The following is a 22,814-nucleotide window of genomic DNA, read 5'->3' as shown; positions in this document are numbered from 1 at the left end:
TGGCACTGATCAATTCTTTTCTATTTTATTTTGTATTATTTCAAAGGCATTTCAGCGATCATTATCTTTTGCAGTTTGGAAGCCGAGCCTGCTTTTTTTCCATTCACAAGTACCTGCAAGCCTTTTCCTTTTTTATAATGATCTCCATTTTTGTCCCAGATAATGGTCAGGATCTTGCCATGATACAGGACATTGTCGAGACAAAACCAGTCCCATTTGTCAGCAGGAATGAGTGGATTCACTTCGATTACCTCATCTTCCCGCGGCCGCAGGCCTACTAATCCCGAGATAATCAGGTCATTGAATGTCGAATGATTGTAGTACCGGCTTCGTTCCTGATCCCCTTTTAGCCAGTAACCCGTCGTCTCGTCCAGGTACTCGCCAATGTATGGTTTGCCGCGATAGTACTGTGATTCCACGTACAATTCGAGCAGACGAAAATAGGTAGTATCGCCCAGTATCTTGTTGCCTGTCAGGTTCAAGCGATTAGCCATCCCGGTCAATGTCTGGGCGGTAGCGAACGGCCAGACAGCCCCGTCCCATTCACATTTACAGCAGCCGCGGGTACGAAAATCAGGGTGCCTGCGCTCCGCAGTAGTCAGTCCGAACGGAGCCCGAAAACCCTTTGGGTCAATCACTTGCTGCCAGGCTGCGTCGTATTTTTCGTCGGGCAAATTGAAATACCACGGAATAAACCCGATCGCCTCTCTGACGCCTGCAAACGCTCCGGTACCCCTTTTTTGTACCGTTTCAAAAAACTGGCTATCGTTATTCCAAAGCTTCTTCTCAATCAGATCTTTTAATGTATCAGCCTTGGATTTGTATGTCGAAGCCTGGGCATTGTCGCCTTTCAATGTGGCAATGGCAGAAAGTGCATTTGCATTTCCGAACATATAACTATTGATTGTCGGTCTCGCATTCTGCTCTCTCCTGCCCCCGCTCAGTGACTCTTCCATGCCGTCTTTTACGTCTGTTTGCCAGAAAAGTCCGTTCTCGGTTCGCCGGTCTTTTTCCCATGTTTGGTATTCCTGATCAAGATCGGGCAACATATCAGTCAGAAAATCCTTGTCATGGGTAACCTTGTACCTGTTATAAAGTGCATCGGCCGTCCAGCTACTGAAAGTCAGCAGTTTTTTCATGCGGCCGCCCTCGTTACCGCGGTACCACACGTGCACGTAATCGTTCAGGTAACGCTGGTCATGCAGCCACCTGCCCTCGTATATGTGATGCCCGAGCGCACAGCTGATCATGTTGTACTTGTCCGCGTAGCTGCGGGCCACGAGGAATTCGGTGAAAATAAATCCCTGCGGCGTCTGATGAATGTGTTTTCGGAATGTCCACCAGCGGTAATAGTAAATTTCCTGAAAGTTATCCTGCGGACAGTCAAACAGCGGAATGTTGGCTTTCATCCACTCCCACGACTGCGCATTGGAAATTAAATTGACCTTACTTTCATCTTCCATGCGGTTGAAATGTGCCACATGATGCCTGAAATCCTCCGCTTTCAGCACAGCCGGTCCCGTACTTCGCTTTGAACACGAACTCATCACGACCAGCATGAAAAGAAAAATGTATGTGTGTCCTTTCATGAATGTTCTATTTTTTTGATAACCATAAAATGACCGGCGCGGCAGTTACACTATCTCGTACTGCGTTGATTTTTAAAATCTTACCCGCCTTTATTGTTTCTATTTTGCCAATTTCAGCACCGGTCTTACTGTCAATCCGATGGAGCTGAAAAATACCTTTCCATTTGGTAAGATCGAGGTTCAATGCCTGGCTTGAATCCTGATAAATGATCAGTCCTTTGCTTGAATCTGCCAGCGCATAATGTTCCGAAATCGTGACTGGTTTCATGGAAGATGCTGCTGACAAAAATCCTTTCACCTTCACAGCCGGTACCGCGCTGATAGAACCTCCGGCCATCAAAACGGCCCATCCATGACTGTCGTAACCATCGGATGAGTATAAAACTGCTTTTTCAGGATATTTCCGACGGTATTCGAGCACGGATTTATAAATAGCATCAAAGGAGACCTTACCCGTTTTCTGAATACGGGCGTGTTGGCGCGGTGCCAAATTTTTACCGCCCTGCGGTTCATAAGTAGTCCCGTCCAGGCGACTGTGCCAGTAACGAATGTCAATAATGTCAACGATTTTGGAGTAATCCGGATCATTCAAAATAGCATCCTGAACATCTTTCGTCGTACTCAGCGCAGCCAATGCGTTTTTGCCATTTTCCTTCTCCCATTCAGCAATCACGTCCAGCCAGAACTTTACAAAATGAAGCGGACCGGTATATTCGGCACTAACAAACTGAATGACACTGTTTTGATCTCTAAAATTATCCAGACACTTGCGAATGTAGGCCTTGTGTAATGCCTTTCTGACCGGATCTTGAATGTCATAGAACTGTTCGGCCATAAAAATCCGCTTGTCACCCGCATAAGGTGGCGGCTCAGGAAAGCCAGTTTGGTTGATGTTATTGGCAGTTCGCCACGGGAAATCAGCGTAATGTGCACCGGCTTCGAGGATGTTATGCTGAAAATAATTCTGGTGGTAAAGTATCAACCCTTTTTGGTCAGCGAGGACAACAAATTGCCTTAGTCGCTCCCAGTACCAGGCGTTGTACTTCGTCAGATCGTATTTGCTGAGGTTATCCCAGGCAGCATCCTTGCCGCTTCTGGCAAAAGGCTGCTCGTAAAACGGCGGCCAAACTTCCCCATCCATGCGGCGGGTGCGCTCGTGATCGTCCCGGCGGCGGTCGTACCAAAGACCGTAATTATGATCGAGTACTGTGGTGTTTTTTGCCAAGAGTGAATCCGTCATTTCATCCGGATCGTCAGTCAGGCCATTTCCGTTTCTACCCGGAACAAATCTGGTAATGTGTGGTTTCGCAGCCTGCACATCGTGCGAACGAGTACTCCCCCGCCACCATGTTACCTCCTGCCGATTTCCGGTAACTACCTGATCACCACGAACCAGCCAGCCATTTTTGATGGCCAATGGTGGCAGCGGTTCTGGCTTAACAGGTTCATTAACACCTATTTCGTCAATGGTTTTGACATTGGAATGAGTAACGGCAATTGCATTTCGCTGCGCGGCACCATCGATCCATTCAGCCAAAGTAGTGATGGGAACATGGGACGATGCAGCCAGTTTAGCAGCCTGTTCCATACTAGGGCTACTGGAAGCTTCCGATTCTTTTGGTATTAAAAATGCACGTTTAATAGCCTTTTGCCCCATTCTCTCCGACAATTGCGCATAGTACAGGCTTCGCGGTTGAATGTGTTCATTGACATTTTCCCAATAACCATCACCTGCAAATTGTGACCAGATCCCGAAACCATAATTTTTGGCAGCAGGTGGACTGAAATTCTCTACCCGTGAGGCACTACATTGCCACAGCATGCAATTCGCGGCTGTCCATCCTGCTCCCTGCCCATCCTGCCCACGGTTTTTGATCGACAATGCATTTCCATCCACATTCACATTATCGAAAAGAACGCCGGACGCCCAGCTATCAATGGTACCGCTGAAACTGAAAGGCAAATAGGACTCGCATTGGACAAATGCATTCGGGCCGGCAGCGCAAAACCCGGCTGTGAAATCGTGGTAACCATTTGCTGCATAGCATCTTTGAAATAACGTCTGCTGGCCCTGGGTAAAGAAGGTATATCTCCGCTGACCGCCAATTTCGGATATCGGCTCCGTCGATTTGCAGTCCTCAACGGTAACTTTGGAAGCCGTTTCGTAAATCGCTACCGCGGAGCCTGCCAGGTGTTTGAAATGAACCTGACGAACCCACGCATTTTCAACGTTTTCGAATGTAATGCCCATCCAGCGATGGTCTTCGTCTTTTGCATTGGTTTGGTCAAAAGTGGATTCAATGGTCAGGTTTTCAATTCCTATGTGGCTGATCCTGCCCGACCATTGATAAGTCGCCACTTCTCCCCCCCCATAATGTGCATCAAGTGCGGTGGTAATAGGCACATCAATGGTCACCACATTGCCAGAAACAGCTTTTACCTCCCGGTCCCAAATGATATCCCGCTGCTCTGGTTTCCATCCCAGCCAGCCGGTTTCCCCGCCAAATTCTTCCATTTTCAAATCCCTGATCCATTCTTTTGTAGACGGTCTGCGGATCTGAATGCGATCGCCTGGTTTGAATGTCGATGCCATCTCAACGTTGAATGTGACGGCATTGACTGGTACATATTCATCGGTAATCTTTACTTTCCGAGTTGCTTTTAAATCATTTTTACCCAAAACCCTTATAATCGTTTCGCGACTTACACCCGCGCCAAGCAGTGTAGTACCATTGATTCCGACGCCACTTCCTCGCAAAACTACACCCGAGTTTTTGATCAAAAGACTTCCATTGATCGAATGAATGCCCTTTTCCAGCAATACCGCGCCGCGTATGCCATTTATATCTTTCGGTAAAGTCGCTAAATAGTCTAATGCAGACTGGATTCTAAGCGTGGCGTCTCCCGGCCTGGCAGGAACAACGACCGCAACCGGTACCTGAGGAATCTCCCGATCGCCACCCATGTAGCCGCAATGTGAAAAGTCAATGATCCGGTTACCCAACGAATCTGGGTGATATATAAGCTTTTCGTCCTGTCCCTGAGCAACTGGTGACGGTAGTTTGACATGCTTTTGAGCCACGGATGCAAAGGAAATAAGGAAATACAATCCCGTTAAAAACAGGATTGTATCCGTAACAGTAACCCTAGATATGTGACTATCTGTTTTCAATTAACCTTATTTTTTAACTGATGATGTTTTCAATGATGCCAGCGTATCGTGGTTGTTTTTCGGGTCTTTCCAATCCGTTTTCTTCTTCGGATCAATGCCGTTGATGAATTTTTCAATGTTGGAATAACCGTCCCCATTCATGTCTTTCTGAGCGTCAGAGGCATCTTTCGGATTCAAACCGACCTTGTTTTCCCAATCGTCGGGCATACCGTCATGATCTGCATCGGGGTATGGTGTTCCTTTATATTCAGGGTAACCTCCTACCTGTGAAACGTCGGTAATGATGCCATTTCTGTAAGAATCAATCGGCAGACGGCGATGCTCAAACTGCGTTTTAGGCAATTTTACACCTTCGATCGGGTTAATCTTCCCCGTACGTACCTGTGTGGTCACACGTGCATCCACGGGATCGCGCTTAGGTAAGGTAGCACCCGCATTATCGAGCACGTAGGTGAAGGATTCTTTGGCACTCATGATCGGAAATTCGGGCATAGGCAATGGCTGGTTCCATTTGATCTCGTCGCGGTACTTACCAGTGTTGGGCAAATCCTCCACCTGCACGCCACCGTCCCAATTGTCTTTGGTAACCTTATCGTGACCTTCCATAATGTTCCCGGCAACATAGGCACGGCCAAAAACCAGATGATCGAGCTTGCTCCTGCCTGCTTCGGGTTTCAGGATACGGTACCCGATCGGCGAATCTTTCGGTGTTTGCGGGCCAGGTTTGAAATAGTTGTTGACAATGTTATACATCGCCCGGTAATCGCCACCATCAATGGAGCGGTGTACCCAGTTGAAAACCACATTATTTGTAAAATTGAAAATACCAAACCAACCGATCGACGGATTTCTTCCTGCATTATTAGCCCACAAATTCCGCATGAAAGTACAGTTTTCCCCGCCCAACGTACTCCCGAATGAGTGGTTCCAGGTATCGAGTGTTTCCGAAAAAATTGAATTTTGTATCGTAATGTTCACGGTCGGCAACTTTTGTTCTGGAGCACCCGTGCTATCGTTATACATGTGACGATACATGGACATATTCTCATCCAATCCCCAGCTCGCAGAAACGTGGTCTATCATAATATTTCCAATCGGATTACCACCAATGGAATCGTCGCGTCGCCCCACAAAAGTCTCGCCGCGGCGGAACCGCATATGCCTGATCACCACATCATGGGTATTGATCCAAACTGTTTCGCCAGCCACACACACTCCGTCGCCAGGTGCGGTTTGCCCCGCGATCGTAATGTACGGAGCGCGGATAATCAGCGGCGTTTTGATACGAATGATACCGGCCACATTAAAAACAATGATACGCGCACCGCCTTTTTCGCAGGCATCACGGAGCGTACCGGGACCGCTGTCGGCCAGGCTGGTCACCACATATACCTTACCTCCTCGACCACCAAAACTAAATGCACCACCGCCTTCCGCGCCTGGAAATGCAGGAATGTCCGATTGTGGGAGATCTACCGGCCGGGCTGCCCAGGGAATGTAGGGCTTGCCTTTTTTGGCTTCCTGCTCAATGACAGGCAATGCTTTTTGCCATTCAATCTCTGATCTGCGGTTTGCCTCAGCTAGCAATGAATCGCTTGTCTTTTTCGCAGCCGAAGGGATTTTTGGGTACTGGGCGAAGGCTGCTGCGGTTGTCAGTAAGACCGCAGCAAAAGGAAAAATGAAATGGCTTTTTAATTTCATAATATGTTTGTTAGCGTTTTTTCGAATTGCAGTTGGGCGTTGGCCGGTCTCCGACCGGCACGAGCACAGTGCATGAACATCGGTCAGAGACCGGCATTCGCTCGGACGTAGTCAGAGACTACGCCCAACTTTAAGCGAGACTTGGCAAGTCTGTCTCTATTTCAAAGGATCAAACGTACCCGAAGGCCAGCCGAGATTCTGTTCCAATCTTGAATTATTAGATAACGCCGTCGAAGGGATCGCAAAGAAATAATACTCAGGCAACCAGTTGATCGTGTACTTGGTATCAAGCGGTTTGGGCACAATTTCAAAGTAATTACGATAAGCTGAGTCAAGGCTCATTCCGTCGCGGCGTGCTGCGAAATTTTCGGCTGAAATGGCTGATGTTTTCAAATTAATGGTCACCCCATTACGTCTTTTACCATTCAATTTCGATTCAAACTGTTTCCAGCGGCGGAGGTCCCAGAACCGTTTTCCTTCAAAAGCCAGTTCGATCTGACGTTCGTGCAGAATGGCTTCAAACATTTCCGCCCGTGTCATTTTAGGTTTAAGACCATACAGTCCATCGGTACCTGCATCAATTCCCGCCCGTTTTCTGATCTCGGTCAGCTGCATGTAAGCTTCGTCGAGTTTATTGATCCCGCAGGCTGTTTCCGCAAAATTTAGCAGCACCTCTGCATAACGCATTTCGATCCAGTCGGTACCGCTATTGGCCACTGCGCCGGTTGCCAGGTTGGGATCAATGGCTTTACGGACATAAAAACCGCTTACCGTCGCTTTTTGCTCCACTGTTTTATTGTTGACCATGTAAGTCCAGAGCCGGTAATTACTGCTTCCGTTGATATGCCAGGTAGCTCCGTTGAATGCGATCGTCTGGTCGAAACGAGGGTCACGGTTTTTGTAAAACAGCTGCGCATCGTAGCCAGAGCCCTTTTCAGTAATATTTTTTCCGTTTTTCATGGGAAATGCCTGCGTCACGTCCCAGGTGGGCTGGTTGGAGCCGCTGCCGGTGCCCAGGTATGCAGGCCGGGTGTTGTTGTCCCAGGTCTGGTTTTTATTGATCTGGTCCCCTACCTTGTTATTATAGCAGGTTACCCACACAGCTTCGGGGTTATTGGCTTCGGTAAACCACAGGTCTTTGAAACTATGATGTAACTTAAAACCATTGGCCGACAGCAGCTCAATCGCTTTTTTATTCGCATCATAAGCCGCCTGCCAGCGCTCTGGCAAGTCATTCGGATTGAACTGGGGGCTCGCCCAATGCAGTAGTATTCTTCCTTTAAAACCCGCCGCAGCGCCACTGGTAATGCGACCCCAGTCGTTGGAATCATTCCATTTACCAGGCAGATTTTCAATGCCAAAATCCAGGTCTTTCGCAATTTGCGCAATGCTTTCAGAAGTGGTAGCGCGTGGGATAGCAGCCTCATCCTTAGCCTCCTGACCAATCGCATCCAATGGGTCCAGTACCAGCGGAACGCCGCCATATAACTGAACCAGATCGAAATAGCGGTAGGCCCTGAAAAACGCAACCTGCGCCATCAGTTGCTTCTTATAACTTTCACTCAAATCGCCAGCAGGCATTTTGGCCAGAAACTGATTGATCGAACGGATCTTGCCGTAGTTATTGGTAGCATTGACGGCAGTCCCAAAGTCAGCGACGGTGTTCACTTGTACAGTACCTTCGAAAAACCTTGTTTCGCCGGAAATCTCGTCGGTACATTTCAAAAAGTCCCCCGTTGGCCATACGGGCAGGTTTTGGTCATACACATAATCCACGTAACCTCTTGCCAGCAATGAATCATTGAAAACCTGCTCTTCATTGAAGGCCGACAGATCGGTTTTGTCCAGCACCTTTTCGCAGGCTGACAAAACCATTGCAATCAACATGATAACGATATGTTGCGATTTCATTTCAGTCAGTTTTAAAGTGTAAGATTTAATCCCAAAGACCAGGTCCGCATCACCGGGTACACATTATAGGTACCGGCAGCATCTTTGTAATCGTATGGATTGTAGAAATTGACGGGGTTCATGGCTACACCGATGAATTTCAGCCCCGTTACCCCCAGACGCTTGGTCACATTCGGCCCGAGCGAGTATGATACATTCAGGCTGCGCATGCGTAGCGAGAATGAATTTCTGAACCAAAAAGAGGATACGACATTGTAAGTATCTTCATAAAATGGATCAGGATATTTCGCATTGGGATTCTCCGGCGTGTAATGATCCGCCCAGAAAACGGGGCGTGATACATCCTTTGCGGCCTTCTTACGAGCATCGCTTTCAACCGACGCCTGCCCGCCAAGCGAACCCGCCGTCACCATATCCAGCCTGAAACCTTTAAGGCCAAAACCTAACGAAAGTCCGAATGTATAATGGTTATTTTCTTTGTTGGTCAGCCAGTCCTGATCATCCTCGGTGATTTTTCCATCTGGCGCGGCGTAGCTTCCATCCGTCTGCCTCGGCCCGCGAATATCCTGGTAGTAAAGCATGCCCGGTTTTGGTTTTTGCCCGAAAATAGAATAGTCCGTATTTTTTTCAAGATACTGATCCACATCCTGTTGTGACCTGAACATGCCGAGGTACTGATAACCCAGCACGCCGCGGTCGCTGGACTGGCCGGTAGGATCCAGCCAGGTACCGGCGTTGACATTGGACACATCCACCAGCACATTCCTGTTGTCATTCCAGGCCAGAAATGCATTGACATTGTAATTAATATTCTTGCCGATCTTGTCATTCCAGCCGGTTGAAAACTCAAAACCAAATGAATTGACCGTCTCAAAATTCTCGGAAGGCATTACGGAGCCAATCGTAAGAGGAACAGAAGACGATAACGTAGTCAGGAGGTTGTACCCGTGATCGTGAAAAGCATCCACGGTCGCCGATAACCTGTTGTTGAGAAAAGATGCGTCCAGACCGATATTTTTCTTGGTCACATCGTCCCAGCGGCCGTAGTAATTGGGCAGTTTTTCCAATTTAATCCCAACAGTCCGGTCGCTGTTTCCGCCAAAAACGGCCCCATTGGAAGCCTGCGGCGTGTACCGCTGCAACCATTGCCAGGCAGCAGTGCGGTCGCCTCCCAGAAACCCGATCGATGCGCGTAGTTTCAGAAAGTTGACGAATGCGATTTTTTCCTTGAATAAGTTCTCCTCGGAAATCACCCAGCCGGCCGAAACCTGAGGGAAGGTGCCCCAGCGGTATTCGGGCGCGAATTTGGTTGAAGCATCCCTTCTGAATGATGCTTCCAACAGGTATTTGTCAGCATAACTGTAATTTAACCGGCCTACATAGGACAGTATCCCGGTTTCGTTGGCCGAATTAGGACCAATATCCTTCGCCCCCAGCGCCGACATTAAATAGTCATTCCCACCTTCAAAAATGCCCTCCTTCATGGTAGCAATACTCTCCGAATAGATCTCCGACTGCTCCACCAAGGCCAGCGCACTTACCGAATGCCGGCCAAAATCCTTGGCATAGCTCAGGTTGACATTCATCTGATAGCCATCTGTATACCCCGGATTAAACCGCAGCCTGTCACCATTATTGAGCCTGGTGGGTGCATTAGGGGTACCTCCGAAAATGTGCTTGTTCTCGCCCTGCATTGAAAACCCGTACACTTTATAATAGGTACCAAACTGTTTACCCCAGTCATTGCCCAGGTTTTTGTTATACACGGTCCTGATTTTCAAGCCCGGAACAAATGGCACATTGTATTCGAGATAGGCATTGACATTCAGCACCACATTTCTGGCGCGGGAGTAGTTGTCCAATTTTTGTGCTTCAAAAAAGTGAAAACCCGTCGCATTGGAACCACCCGGTAGCAGTACCGGAAGACCGTTCAAATAGGGCGGGATAAATTGGGGCGTGTTCAAAAGATTGGTCACATCCTTCTCCACATTTTCGCCTCCCTGTTTCAGATAAAACAGTTTGTTGTCAGACAAATTACCGCTCACCCCAAGCCCTACTTTAATGTGCGTGGTCACTTTCACATCGGTGCTCGCACGGAAATTCCATTTTTTATAACTGATATTATCGACATTGCCATTTTGGTAAAAATAGGCTGCTCCGGCAAAAAATGTGGCCCGCTCCGTACCACCGCTGATATTGACTGTGTGGCGGGTGTTCAGCGAAGGTTTCCAGGCCATGTCAAACCAGTTGTAATTGTTGTTTTTGAAATGTTCCAGCTCGTCGGGCGTGTAAAATTCCGGGTCTGTTACGGCCAGGCCTCTTGTTTTGTTATAATCATTCAAGTAGGTAGCCAGCTGCACTCCATTCATTACCTTCGGCTTATAAGATGCTTCCGAACTTCCAAAGGTGGTGGTATAATTCACCTGCGGCTTGCCTGCTTTGCCTCGTTTGGTACGTACTACTACTACTCCCAATGCGGCCCTGGCACCATAAACGGCAGCGGCGCCATCTTTCAGAATGGATAAGTTTTCAATTTCAGAGGCATCCAGTAACTGGAAATCCGCCTCGGTACGCACCACATCGTCAATCACATACAATGGAGAATTGCTTCCACCGTCCTTCGAAGCCTTGGTAGGGTTACGGATCACAATAGACGCGGCAGTACCCGGCCGGGCCGTTCCTCCGCTTACGGACACACCCGGCAATTTGCCCGCCAATGCGGAGGTAATGTCCCCTACCGGCAGCTCATCGATCTGGTTCACTTTCACAGTAGCCACTGCCCCGGTCAGGTGCGACCGTTTCTGCTCTCCGTAGCCAATCACCACGACGTCTTCCAATGCCTTCACATCCGGTTCAAGTGCAACTTCCAGCGATGTACGATTTCCTATTTCAATGGTTTGTTTAATAAAACCTACATAGCTGATAGTGACGCTTCCGCCACCTGAGGGCACATTTAATACAAATTTCCCTTCCGCGTCCGTAGCGCTGCCTGTGTTTGTCCCGGCGATTAAAACCGAAACTCCTGCCAGCGGTTCCTTCGAAAGACCGTCCGTCACCACGCCTTTCAAGGAGCGGGTCTGCGCTATTCCACTCAAAGCCGAAGCGAGAAGGAATAAGGTGAGTAGCAAATTTCTTGTCATGTAATCGAGCTATTTAAAATATCATTATTTTAATAATACCTCGGTTTTTAATTGATAAAGTCCAATTCAAACCATGAACAAGTCTATTTTCACTGAATTTAGAAAGCAAGCATTTATTATTTTTTATTTCTGCACACGATGCCGGGAACGTTTGCATCACTAATAAATAGCTAATCGAAAAAATAAGAAAGTGTTAAAACGACACAAAGGGAACAAATCTAAAATTATCGAAATAGACTAAAAACTTTTCGATAATTTGTATTATTCCAACAATGAAGATATTCGACAGAATGTGTAGTCGGAATACTAGGTAGCACGCGACGGTCCGAGGCCGTGAAATTCTCTTTTTGGAAAAGTATTTCACCCCAGCAGCTGTAAATAACAAGGGTTTGATCAGCAAGCCGCAATAGATGAGTACCCAGCCGGCTGCATTGCCCTGTTCAAAACCGATGTTGCTGCAATCCAACTGTGCCAGGGCCGGGATGGTCATTAAACAAACGAACGCCAATGCACGTAAAAATCTCAAAAATGTACCTTTACAGGTTATCATTTCTGGGTAAAAATAATTGTCCTGCACCGATGGGGGTTATTACCCAAATTGTGTGTCCTGATCATATCAGGCTTGTTGTCAATTCATTGTAAAAAGCCATTGCATGAGTACGGACGATCAATCTGCCACGTCCTGCCGCACCCAGAAACTATAAACTTGTAACAAAAATTTAAATTCCTGAACCTAGATGAAACGTAGAGAAATCCTGAAAGAATTGAGCCTTTTACCACTCGCCGGCGGCGTTGTGAGCAGTTTAGATGCATTGGCGGAAAGCGATCGTAAGAACAATTGGTTTAAAAAGACAGCAGCGGCAGTCTCAGCGCCGGGTCCATTGAAAGCCGGACCGCAGATTTATCAGTCCATTGGGGTCGAGCCGATCATCAATTGTCGCGGCACATTTACCATTATCGGCGCTTCCATTGAGCTGCCCGAAGTGCGGCAGGCTATGGAATATGCTTGTCAGTACAATGTCCAGATAGACGAGCTTGCATTTGGTGTGGGTCAGCGGCTGGCCGAAATCACCGGAGCGGAATGGGGAATGGTATCTGCTGGTTGCGCAGCCGGGATGAACGAGGTTACTGCCGGAATTATCGCTGGCGGTAATCCTGAAAAACTGATCCGTATCCCTAACCTCGAAGGTTTTGAAAAAACAGAAGTCATTATCCCGCGCTCGTCCCGCAATGTGTACGACCATGCGATACGCAACTGCGGCGTGAAAATCATCACGGTAGAAACCTTGGAAGAACTCCAAAATGCATTGAACCCACGTACGGCGATGATTTACATGATGCCGGGCGGTGATCCCTGGACGGTTCAGAATGTAGCCAAATTGGCCAAACCATTGAATGTTCCGATTTTGGTAGACGCCGCCGCGGAAAGGTTGACCATTCCGAACATTCACTTACAGGCAGGTGCTTCGGTGGTGGCATATAGTGGTGGAAAAGTGATCCGCGGGCCGCAATGTGCCGGTTTGATGTTGGGTAGTAAGGATATTTTAATGTCGGCCTGGCAGGCAAGCGCCCCACACCACGGACCTTGCCGTGACAACAAGATCGGTCGCGAAGAGGTAGTAGGAATGCTGGCGGCCGTGGAAGCATGGGCTGTCCGCGACCACAAAGCCGAAATGAAAACATGGGTTTCCTGGCTGGACACAATCGTGAAAAAAGTATCCGGCATTGATAGCGTACAGGCGGTGATCCGCGAACCGGCGGAAGGCGCATTGGACAACGCTACGCCCAACCTGACCATTACCTGGGACCCGACGAAGCTGAACATTACCGGCCAGGAAGTAGCCGACGAATTGTCGACGACCAAGCCGAGGATAGCCGTAGGAACAGGTTTCCGCAGGTCACAAGCCGGTGCGGCAACGACCGCACCGGCTACTCCGACGACTTCCATTTCCATTGCGTCTTATATGATGGGGCCCGGCAATGACAAGATTGTGGCCGAGCGTGTACACGAGATCCTGAGCCGCAAACGCAGCGCACCCAAAGCCGAGGCGCAAATGAAAGCCCCGGCAGCGGACGTGAGCGGACGCTGGGATGTGAGCATTGATTTTTACACCAGCAAAAGCAAGCGTACTTTCCTGATCGAAAAACAGGATGGCAATTGGCTTTTCGGCACGCATAAGGGTGAATTCGCTACAAGGGAACTGGCGGGCAACATTGACGGTGACGAAGTCCGGTTCCAAAGCCGGTACACTTTGCCGGGCGATAACGTGGTGATGACGTTTTATGGAAAACTGGTTGGCGACACGATAACCGGTGAAATTGATATGGTAGAATATGTTACCGCCAAATTCACAGCCAAAAAAGCGGCGTACCCGACAAACCGTCAGCGCATTAACATTCCGGCAGGCCGCCCATTGTCAACCTAACATCCTTCTGGCTCAAAAAACATGCTACCAAAGTCTTGCGACGTATCATTAAAATATTACTTTTGCATCACGAAAATCACGGCCAGGTGGTGAAATTGGTAGACACGCTACTTTGAGGGGGTAGTGCCTTCGGGTATGGGAGTTCGACTCTCCTTCTGGTCACAAAATGCTTCTAGCGATGCTAGGGGCATTTTTTGTGTTACGGCAGCTCCAATTTTTTTGATAAAGTAAGATACGTACTCTCAAAGGTCTAAATGAGCGAGGTCTGTAGTCTCTTCCCACAATAAAAGGAGATCCTCATAAGTTACTGATACTAAACCTCCATGAAGATGATACTCCGTATTTTTCTCCTCTTTTCAATTGCATTTACTTTAACACTTTGTCGCAGTGCTTTGGCGTGCAGCATGTGCAAAGTGACCTTTAATGGAAAGACTTACCTGGGCAACAATGAAGATTCGTGGCAAATCGGGTCCAGGATTAGATTCGTTAACGCGCCGCCGGGAAAATTGGGTGCACTATATGTCAGTTACCAGGATCTTTTTGCGCAGGGAGGAATGAACGAAGCCGGGCTGGCATTTGACGGACTGACTATTTATAAACCAAATATAAAAGTCGATTCGACCAAGCAAAATGTCACTGATTTCAGGGCATTCGTGAGTGACATTATGCAAAACTGCAAAACCGTTGAGGATGTCAGAAAATATGCAGTTCAATTTAACAGGAACAAAATCAGCAACGGGGAGCTATTTTTCGCTGATAAAACGGGCCATTACCTGATCATGGAACCTGATACGATGATCCTGGGAAATGATGATAAATACATTATTGCAAATTTTTGCCCGTCAATTACGCCCGAAAAAGATCGACTGGACTGGGACCGTTATCGCAGGGGCCGGGAATACATCAACAGACATCACTCCGATACAACTTCCAACTATTGCCTGGCTTTGGTAGACACCATGCATGAATGCCGCGAAAAGATGGGAGAAGGCACCATGTATTCATCCATTGCTGATCTGGAAAATGCAGATTACAGCCTTTATTTTTATCATGATTATACCAGGGAAGTTAAATTCAATCTAAAAAAAGAACTGGCCAAAGGTGACCATACCATTGAAATTGCCTCGCTGTTTCCAAAGAATGCGGAATACGAAAAGTTAGCTAGTTACAAGGTCCCACAAAATGACAGAAGGCTTTTCCAATTCTTACTTTTATGCGGCACATTATTCGGTTTTTCAGGAATGTATTTTTTAATCAGCTATTTAAATAGCCTGAGATTGTCGTCCCGGATCCGGGACCCAAATGATATTTTTAAGCTGCTTTTATTTCTTATCAGTATTTCAATGCTGTATTATATGTACGCATTGGTGCGAAACCCTGCCATATTTTACAGCAAAGCTCCCTATCGGCACTTCCAGTTTTCAATGCTGGACATTGTGGCTTATCTGCCATTCATTCTACTAGTATTGATCGGTCCATTTTTAAAACTGAACATTAAAATCTTTGGCAAGAATACCTGGTGGCTGTCATCCAAATTGCTTCTGACATTGAATAACCTTGTTTGTCTGACCTTGATATCTTTCTTCTTTTACTGGGGTTTCTATGATGTGTTTTAGGACGTGATTCGCAACGTATGAACAGCACCGTGCCTGATCCGGAAATAGATTTGGGTCGCCCATGCAGTCCGGGCCATTAGATAATTAACATCCTGGCCGTTTGATCATTTTGGCTTTTTGATGACATAGGTTGCTTACCTTTTTCATACATATTTGACAGACATGAGAACAGCACAAGCCAATTCGAAAAGACCTTCGTGGTCAATGCTAATAGTTGTATTAATATGGGCATTGATGAGCCTGCAAGGTTTTGATAAGCTTTCTCGAACTAGTACGGTTTATGGTAAAGTAACGGAAATTGGCGGGGCTGGCGTTGACAGCATTGATGTCTTATTTACTGCAGTTAAACTTTCAGGTGAAGAAGGGTTACTACGTAGTGCAACGGATAAGGACGGCAAATATAGTGGAACCGTGAATGTGCCCAAAGGATATGGAACGTTGCATGTTGCAATTCCTATGGGTGGAAATCCAAAATTCACCAAGGTATACCGGGGTTACGACATTTATATTAATGGAAGAATGAGTAATAATTGTTGTCCGGTAGAAATTGGCGGAAAGACGCAATACGATTTCAAATTATACAGGTAGCTTAAACATTCATTTGACTAGCAGATGAATTGGATTACCTGATATTTATTCTTACCGTTAAATAATTAATATCCCCGCCGTTTGTTAATTCCACCACTAAGGCAACACAGGTTACTTACATATTTCAATCATATTTGATTGAAATGAAATCAGCAAAAGCAAATTCGAAACGACCTTCCTGGTGCAAGCTAATCATTATCCTGATTTGGCCATTGATCAGCTTGCAAGGGTGCGATAAGCTTTCACGTACTAGTACTGCCTATGGGCGAGTAACTGAAATTGGCGGGTCTGGTGTCGATAGTGTCGCAGTCGTCTTTGTAGCAGTTAAGCTTTCGGGCGAAAAGTTCTTATTAAGTGTTCTAACAGATAAGGATGGTAATTACAGCGGGACTGTTGATGTTCCCAGAGGTTACGGAACATTGGATGTGAGCCCCCCTGAGAGTCGAAATCCCAAATACACTGGTGTATATAGAGGCTATGACGTTTACATTAATGGAAGAAAAACAAAAGATTGTTGTGCGTCAAAAGTTGGCGGAAAGACGCAATACGATTTTAAACTATACAAGTAGCTTAGATCTTGATTTAATCAGCTAACAATGAAGGTTTTTTGAAATAAATTCATTCATTTTTTATTCCTACCATTAAATAATAAGTATCCCCGCTGTTTGATCATTCTAGCATTAAAATAACACAGGTTACTTACATATTTCATACATATTTGACAGAAATGAAATCAGCAAAAGCAAATTCGAAACGTTCTTTCTGGTCAAAGCTAATGGTTGTATTAATATGGCCATTGATCAGCTTGCAAGGGTGCGATAAGCTTTCTCGCACCAGCACTGTCTCTGGCAGAGTAACTGAAATTGGGGCATCTGGTGTCGATAGCATGGCGGTCCTTTTTGTAGCAGTTAAACCTGGAATTGAAAAGGAATTACTACTGGTTTATACCGACAACACCGGCAAGTATAGCGGAACTGTAGATGTACCTAAAGGCTATATTAGATTAGATGTGATCATTCCTCCGAATGGAAATCCAAAATTTACTGACGTATATCGAGGGTATGACCTTTACATCAATGAAAATAAAACCAAAGAATGTTGCCCGGCAAAAATTGGGGGAAAGACACAATACGATTTTAAACTGTACAAGTAGCTTAAATCTTCATCTAATCAGCTAAAAATGAAGGTTTTTCAGATTAAATTCACTCATTTTTATTCCTACCATTAAATAATAAGTATCCCCGCTGTTTGATCATTCTAGCATTAAAATAACACAGGTTACTTACATATTTCATACATATTTGGCAGAAATGAAATCAGCAAAAGCAAATTCGAAACGTTCTTTCTGGTCGAGGCTAATTATTATCCTGATATGGCCATTGATCAGCTTGCAAGGATGTGATATATTTTCTCGCACTAGTACTGTCTATGGAAGAGTAACTGAAATTGGCGGGTCTGGTATCGATAGCATAGACGTCGTTTTTGTAGCAGTTAGGTTTATGGCGGAAGAAGGACTGCTACGCGTTACAACTGATAAAGATGGCAATTATAGTGGAACTGTGGATGTTCCCAAAGGATATAAAGCGTTGGTTGTTGCCATTCCTGATGGAGGTAATCGCAAATTTTCCAGGGTGTATCGCGGTTATGACTCATACATTAATGGAAGCAAAATCAAAGAATGTTGCCCGTCCAAAATCGGCGGAAAGACACAGTATGATTTTAAACTGTACAAATAGCTTCGACCTTCATATGGTCAATTTAAATTGTGGTTTTTCAAATTAAATTCAATCATATTTATCCTTACCATTAAATAATTGCTATCCCTGCCGTTCGGTCATTCAGCACTAAGACAACGCAGGTTACTTAACATATTTCATCCATATTTGATAAAATGAACTCAACACAAGCAAATTCGAAACGACCTTCCTGGTCCAAAATAATCATTATTCTGGTATGGCCATTGATCAGCTTTCAAGGATGCGATAAGTTTTCTCGAACCAGCACTGCCTACGGGCGAGTAACTGAAATTGGCGGGTCTGGTGTTGATAGCATCGATGTCGTTTTTGCGGCAAATAAGCTTTCGGGCGAAATAGGATTACTACGTGTTACTACCGATAAGGATGGCTATTATATCGGGACCGTGGATGTTCCCAAAGGATATGGAGAATTGAACGTCGTTATCCCAACAGGCGGAAATCCAAAATTCACCAAAGTTTACCGTGGACTCGAAGTATATATTAATGAAAGACAAACAAATGAGTGTTGCCCCGCAAAAATTGGCGGAAAAACGCAATACGATTTTAAACTGTACAAGTAGCCTAAACCCTTATCTAATCAGCTAAAAATGAAGGTTTTTCAAATTAAATTCATTCATATTTATTCCTACCGTTAAATAATTAGCACCCTTGCCGTTTGGTCATTCCAGCATTAAGACAACATAGGTTACTTACATATGTCATACATATTTGACAGACAATGAGATCAGCACGAGCAAATTTGAAACGACCTTCCTGGTCAAAAATAATCATTGTCCTGATTTGGCCATTGATCAGCCTGCAAGGGTGCGATATATTTTCGCGTACCAGTACTGTTTATGGAAGAGTAACTGAAATTGGGGGGTCTGGTGTCGATAGCATCGCCGTTATTTTTGTAGCATACAAATTCTTAAGTGAAAGAGGATTGTTACTGGTTTATACAGACAAGAATGGCAGTTATAGCGGAACCGTAGATGTTCCCAAAGGGTACGGAAATCTGGACGTTATCGTTTCTCCGAATAGAAATCCAAAATTTACCGACATGTATCGAGATTATGAGGTTTATATCAATGGAAATAAAACCAAAGGATGTTGCCCGGCAGAGATTGGCGGAAAGACGCAATACGATTTTAAACTGTACAAGTAGGTTAAATTTTAATTTAATCAGCTAAAAATGAATTGGATTACTTAATTTTTATTCTTACCGTTAAATAATTAATATTCTCGCCGTTTGTTCATTCCACCACTAAGGCCACACAGGTTACTTACATATTTCATACATATTTGATAAAAATGAGCTCAGCACAAGCAAATTCGAAACGACCTTCCTGGTCAACTATAATTATTATCCTGATATGGCCAATTTTCAGCTTGCAAGGGTGCGATAAGCTTTCTCGAACCAGCACTGCCTACGGGCGAGTAACTGAAATTGGCGGATCTGGTGTGGATAGTATCGATGTCGTTTTTGTAGCATATAAGAATATATCGGGTCAAAAAGGGTTACTACGGATTACTACCGATAAGGATGGCAATTATAGCGGGACTGTGGATGTTCCCAAAGGCTATGGAAATTTGGACGTAGCCATTCCTAGTGGAGGAAATCCCAAATTTACTAGGGTGTACCGTGATTACGACGTTTATCTTAATGGTAAAAAGATTAATTATTGCTGCCCGGCAGAAATTGGCGGAAAAACGCAATACGATTTTAAAATGTACAAATAGCTTTAGCCTTCATCTAACACACTAAAAATGAAAAAACTTTACGGTTCATCAAAAACAACATTTTTCATTCTTTTTATTCTTACAGTCAGCACCACCTATGCTCAGAACAGCACTACATATCGTAAAAAGGTCGTTACCGAACTTTCAAAACTAGACCTCGCCGGGATCAAAAATGGTGTCTTCTTAAACTTGTCTATTTTCAGTTCAGCCGAACTGGATAACTTTCGAAATCTAAAACCTAACCAAAAACAGACATCCTCAAATGCTGAGAATTGGGAGAATCTCTACGAGAGGCTCTCGCGTGCGCAGCTAGTCGAAAAGCGTAAAACCTTTCCTGAGTTTACGCTTTTAACCGGAACGAGCATTCAGAACAAAACGAAGAACAATATCATCCCCATTGGTATCCTGGATGTAGAGGGGACTTTGCTGACTGAACAGCAATTAAAGGAGGCAGAGAAGAAGAACAGTATCAAAAACAATAGCCCACAAGAATACGAAAGAATACGTTTCTTATCGGCCTCAGTTTTACAGGAGGAAGTTTACCAGGCAGAGGTACAGTTCAAAATAAGCCCCGATCTATTGATCACTAATCGTGCATCTTCCATTCAGTCAGCTGAAATTGATTTCAATGACGGAAAAGGATTTACAAATTATAAAATTGTAAACCAATTGATCGATCACACGTTCAACAGCTTGGGAAAGAACTCTATTAAGATAAAGCTACAAACTCCTGAAGGCCCCTACTTGTTTGAAAGTGTTGTCAATGTCACGCAATTCGAGCGAAAAACACCGTTTAGAGAATTTCAGATGACGGCCTCGCCGATTGCGTTCGATACAGTCACTTACAGGAATGGTTCCAACAATCGTATATCAGTTGTCCCAGGAGCCAATGTCAGAATCCTTCTCGGATGTGATGGTGTCTTCAACAAGCCACTTCTTCTTGTCGAAGGCACCGATCTCGGAGAGGATGTAAACCTGGATAAATTGGAAGCATTTTGGACGGGAGGCCAACAGCGCGTGCTGGAAGATTACACGGCTGAAGGTTATGACCCTGTTTTCTTGGACTGGCAAAATTCACATGATTTCATTCAGAACAATGCCCAAGTGCTTAAGGCGGTAATTAATGAAATCAATCAGACCAAAGTAGGTAGTAACCAATTGGTTGCAATAGCTACCAGTATGGGCGGATTGGTTTCCAGATGGGCTTTGAGGGAAATGGAAAATGCGTCCCAGCAACATCATGTCAGTCACTTGATATGTCATGACACACCGCATCAGGGAGCCAATATTCCGATAGGATTGACTCAGCTATATTGGGAGACTCCCTTAGATGTGATGGAAAATCTGCTTGTATTTGCACTCAACAAATATTGGTCTAATTACTACCATGCCCTGCAAGCGCCTTCCTCCCGGCAAATGCTCATGCACTGGGGAGGAGAGGGCAATGTAGGTGTTGGAAATAAACATCCTGATTTTGACAATTTTCGCACAGCCTTAACATCGCTCGGCAATGGCGGATACCCGGCTACTTGCAAAAATATTGCTATGATCAATGGCAGTATGGACGCATCAGACCGATCCCTTTTCGACGATTTCAATTATGGGGACAGAATTGTTCTGGGCTGGGTTCCTGGTTTCAAAAGGAATACAGCTTTTGATATTCACACCAATGATCTTTCGCAGAGCAAACAGGTCCTGAGAATAGCCGTCTTACAAATTCCTCCAAAGTTTCCTACATTCCTTTTAAAAACAATCAACTATAACAATTCTGTCAACGACGATTTTCTTCCTGGTGGAACGAGTTCTGTGGACGACAGGGTAATTGAATTTATTAGTAAAAATAAATTTAGGTTTGCATTTGTGCCAACATTTAGCTCCATTGATTTCCAGGGATCCAGAGCAACGCAGATTGAAAGGGAAATGTTAAGTTCCGTGGCGGTAGATGCTGTAACAGGGCCTGGACGGCAAAGTCCTTTTGCCGCTATTTATGGGAGAATTATTAATACATCGCATGGCCTACAGTTCACATTACCTTGGTTCGGACTTGGAATATCGGAAGGCCTAATTACTTTTACCGGCTGCGCCGCTGCTCCAACCCCACCTGCCCCCAATGTTTATTTTAGTGGCGGAAACCCTTGTTTTCCTTTTGAGGCCCACCGGGAGAACCATTCTTTTGACCTCACTGTAAATATTCAACCCACCGGAATTCAATACCGGCAGATTCTGAAACTTGAAAAATTGGGAACGGATGAAATCCAGGAGGGATATGTGGTGGCTGGGCAAGACAGTTATACTTTCCAGGTTTACAGTGCCGGACAATACAGGGTTACTTGTACGCGAAGTTATCCCGGTCGCCCGGACTTGATAGCCACTGCACAGGCTACTGCTAATGTCAGTAACTGTATAGTCCTACCAGTTATTGGCGATACTGATGCCCTGTTACCTAATTTGGACTGTAAAGGCTTCTGGGAGAATGACTACCTGGTTACTTTGCAAAATGATGTAACGCAACACGTTTTTGCACACTTAACGCCTAGTCTCGACCTTTACGCTTCCATTGGAGAAGATGATCCGACAGGGATCTTTGTAGATCCGGCGACGCTGGAGGCTAACGGCTTCTTCGCTGAATTTGCAGCTTGCTTTTCGGCAATAGACCCGCGCATTGCTTTACCTGTTGTACTTCAAAATTTCAACGCCCGGGCGGAGGGTCAAACTGCGCTGCTCACCTGGCGTACCGCCAGCGAAATCAATAGCGAACGTTTTGAAATTGAACGTAGTCAAACCGGAAGAGATTGGCAGCAAATTGGTAGTGTACATACTAAAAGCGTCGGCATTGAGAGTACAGATTATTCTTTCACTGACGAAGACCCGTCATTTAACATAGTCTATTACCGACTCAAGATGATCGATGCGGACGAAAGTTTTGCATACAGTAAGATTCAATCCGTTCAACTTGACGGTGAGGGAATCGTAGTCTATCCCAACCCGGTAGAAGGAGGTAAACAGCTCCGATTGCTACTAAACGATAGCAAGGTCGAAAAAATCTACATGTACGACTTGGGTGGAAAGGTGGTCTACGAAGCCAATGGCCCTATTGAACAGATCAACACGAAGAATCTGATGAACGGCCGATACGTGCTGAAAATTCAATTCAAAGACGGCACAGAAAGTAGCCAGGTGATTATCAAACGATAA

General features: G+C 45.5%; 15 protein-coding genes and 1 tRNA gene. 11 read left to right on the top strand and 5 right to left on the bottom strand.

The features are described from left to right. Positions 1–35 precede the first annotated feature (35 nt). The 5 genes from ABIO93_RS18195 to ABIO93_RS18175 form a co-directional block, all read right to left on the bottom strand. Positions 36–1,589: a glycosyl hydrolase family 65 protein gene (locus ABIO93_RS18195; RefSeq protein ID WP_348070183.1), complete on the bottom strand. Its 1,554-nt coding sequence runs from the start codon at positions 1,587–1,589 to the stop codon at positions 36–38. A gap of 7 nt (positions 1,590–1,596) precedes the next feature. After that, positions 1,597–4,761 (bottom strand): DUF6298 domain-containing protein, encoded by a 3,165-nt coding sequence (locus ABIO93_RS18190; protein WP_348070181.1) that lies wholly within the window; start codon positions 4,759–4,761, stop codon positions 1,597–1,599. A 6-nt stretch (positions 4,762–4,767) separates the two neighbouring features. Continuing rightward, positions 4,768–6,462 carry a polysaccharide lyase gene (locus ABIO93_RS18185; RefSeq protein WP_348070179.1) on the bottom strand — a complete coding sequence of 565 codons (1,695 nt, stop codon included), beginning with the start codon at positions 6,460–6,462 and terminating at the stop codon, positions 4,768–4,770. 156 nt (positions 6,463–6,618) lie between these two features. Continuing rightward, complete coding sequence (locus ABIO93_RS18180) at positions 6,619–8,373, bottom strand: RagB/SusD family nutrient uptake outer membrane protein (protein WP_348070177.1); 1,755 nt, start codon at positions 8,371–8,373, stop codon at positions 6,619–6,621. A gap of 11 nt (positions 8,374–8,384) precedes the next feature. Then, positions 8,385–11,513, bottom strand: a complete 3,129-nt coding sequence (locus ABIO93_RS18175) for a SusC/RagA family TonB-linked outer membrane protein (protein ID WP_348070175.1) — start codon at positions 11,511–11,513, stop codon at positions 8,385–8,387. Positions 11,514–12,250: 737 nt separating this feature from the next. Between ABIO93_RS18175 and ABIO93_RS18170 the strand changes: the two genes are divergently transcribed. The 11 genes from ABIO93_RS18170 to ABIO93_RS18120 all read left to right on the top strand — a co-directional run bounded on the left by ABIO93_RS18170 (position 12,251) and on the right by ABIO93_RS18120 (position 22,814). Then, complete coding sequence (locus tag ABIO93_RS18170) at positions 12,251–13,939, top strand: selenocysteine synthase (RefSeq protein ID WP_348070173.1); 1,689 nt, start codon at positions 12,251–12,253, stop codon at positions 13,937–13,939. An 80-nt stretch (positions 13,940–14,019) separates the two neighbouring features. After that, a tRNA-Leu gene (locus ABIO93_RS18165) sits at positions 14,020–14,101 on the top strand. Between the two features lie 161 nt (positions 14,102–14,262). Then, a complete protein-coding gene (locus tag ABIO93_RS18160; protein WP_348070171.1) occupies positions 14,263–15,555 on the top strand; it encodes a hypothetical protein in 1,293 nt (430 codons plus the stop codon). A 162-nt stretch (positions 15,556–15,717) separates the two neighbouring features. Then, positions 15,718–16,143: a hypothetical protein gene (locus ABIO93_RS18155; RefSeq protein ID WP_348070169.1), complete on the top strand. Its 426-nt coding sequence runs from the start codon at positions 15,718–15,720 to the stop codon at positions 16,141–16,143. Between the two features lie 143 nt (positions 16,144–16,286). Then, a complete protein-coding gene (locus ABIO93_RS18150) occupies positions 16,287–16,712 on the top strand; it encodes a hypothetical protein (protein ID WP_348070167.1) in 426 nt (141 codons plus the stop codon). Positions 16,713–16,870: 158 nt separating this feature from the next. Continuing rightward, positions 16,871–17,296: a hypothetical protein gene (locus tag ABIO93_RS18145; RefSeq protein ID WP_348070165.1), complete on the top strand. Its 426-nt coding sequence runs from the start codon at positions 16,871–16,873 to the stop codon at positions 17,294–17,296. Positions 17,297–17,453: 157 nt separating this feature from the next. After that, positions 17,454–17,879: a hypothetical protein gene (locus ABIO93_RS18140; protein WP_348070163.1), complete on the top strand. Its 426-nt coding sequence runs from the start codon at positions 17,454–17,456 to the stop codon at positions 17,877–17,879. Positions 17,880–18,034: 155 nt separating this feature from the next. Continuing rightward, on the top strand, positions 18,035–18,460 hold the full coding sequence (locus ABIO93_RS18135) for a hypothetical protein (protein WP_348070161.1): 426 nt from the start codon (positions 18,035–18,037) through the stop codon (positions 18,458–18,460). A gap of 158 nt (positions 18,461–18,618) precedes the next feature. After that, the gene (locus ABIO93_RS18130; protein WP_348070159.1) at positions 18,619–19,044 is read left to right on the top strand and encodes a hypothetical protein; all 426 of its coding nucleotides are present in this window, start codon (positions 18,619–18,621) and stop codon (positions 19,042–19,044) included. A gap of 146 nt (positions 19,045–19,190) precedes the next feature. Beyond that, on the top strand, positions 19,191–19,619 hold the full coding sequence (locus ABIO93_RS18125; protein WP_348070157.1) for a hypothetical protein: 429 nt from the start codon (positions 19,191–19,193) through the stop codon (positions 19,617–19,619). 27 nt (positions 19,620–19,646) lie between these two features. Beyond that, on the top strand, positions 19,647–22,814 hold the full coding sequence (locus ABIO93_RS18120; protein ID WP_348070155.1) for a T9SS type A sorting domain-containing protein: 3,168 nt from the start codon (positions 19,647–19,649) through the stop codon (positions 22,812–22,814).

The organism is Dyadobacter sp. (genome assembly GCF_039919315.1).
Taxonomy (GTDB): domain Bacteria; phylum Bacteroidota; class Bacteroidia; order Cytophagales; family Spirosomataceae; genus Dyadobacter.
Note: the sequence above shows the minus strand (reverse complement) of the source record. Positions and strands in the feature narration are given on the sequence as shown.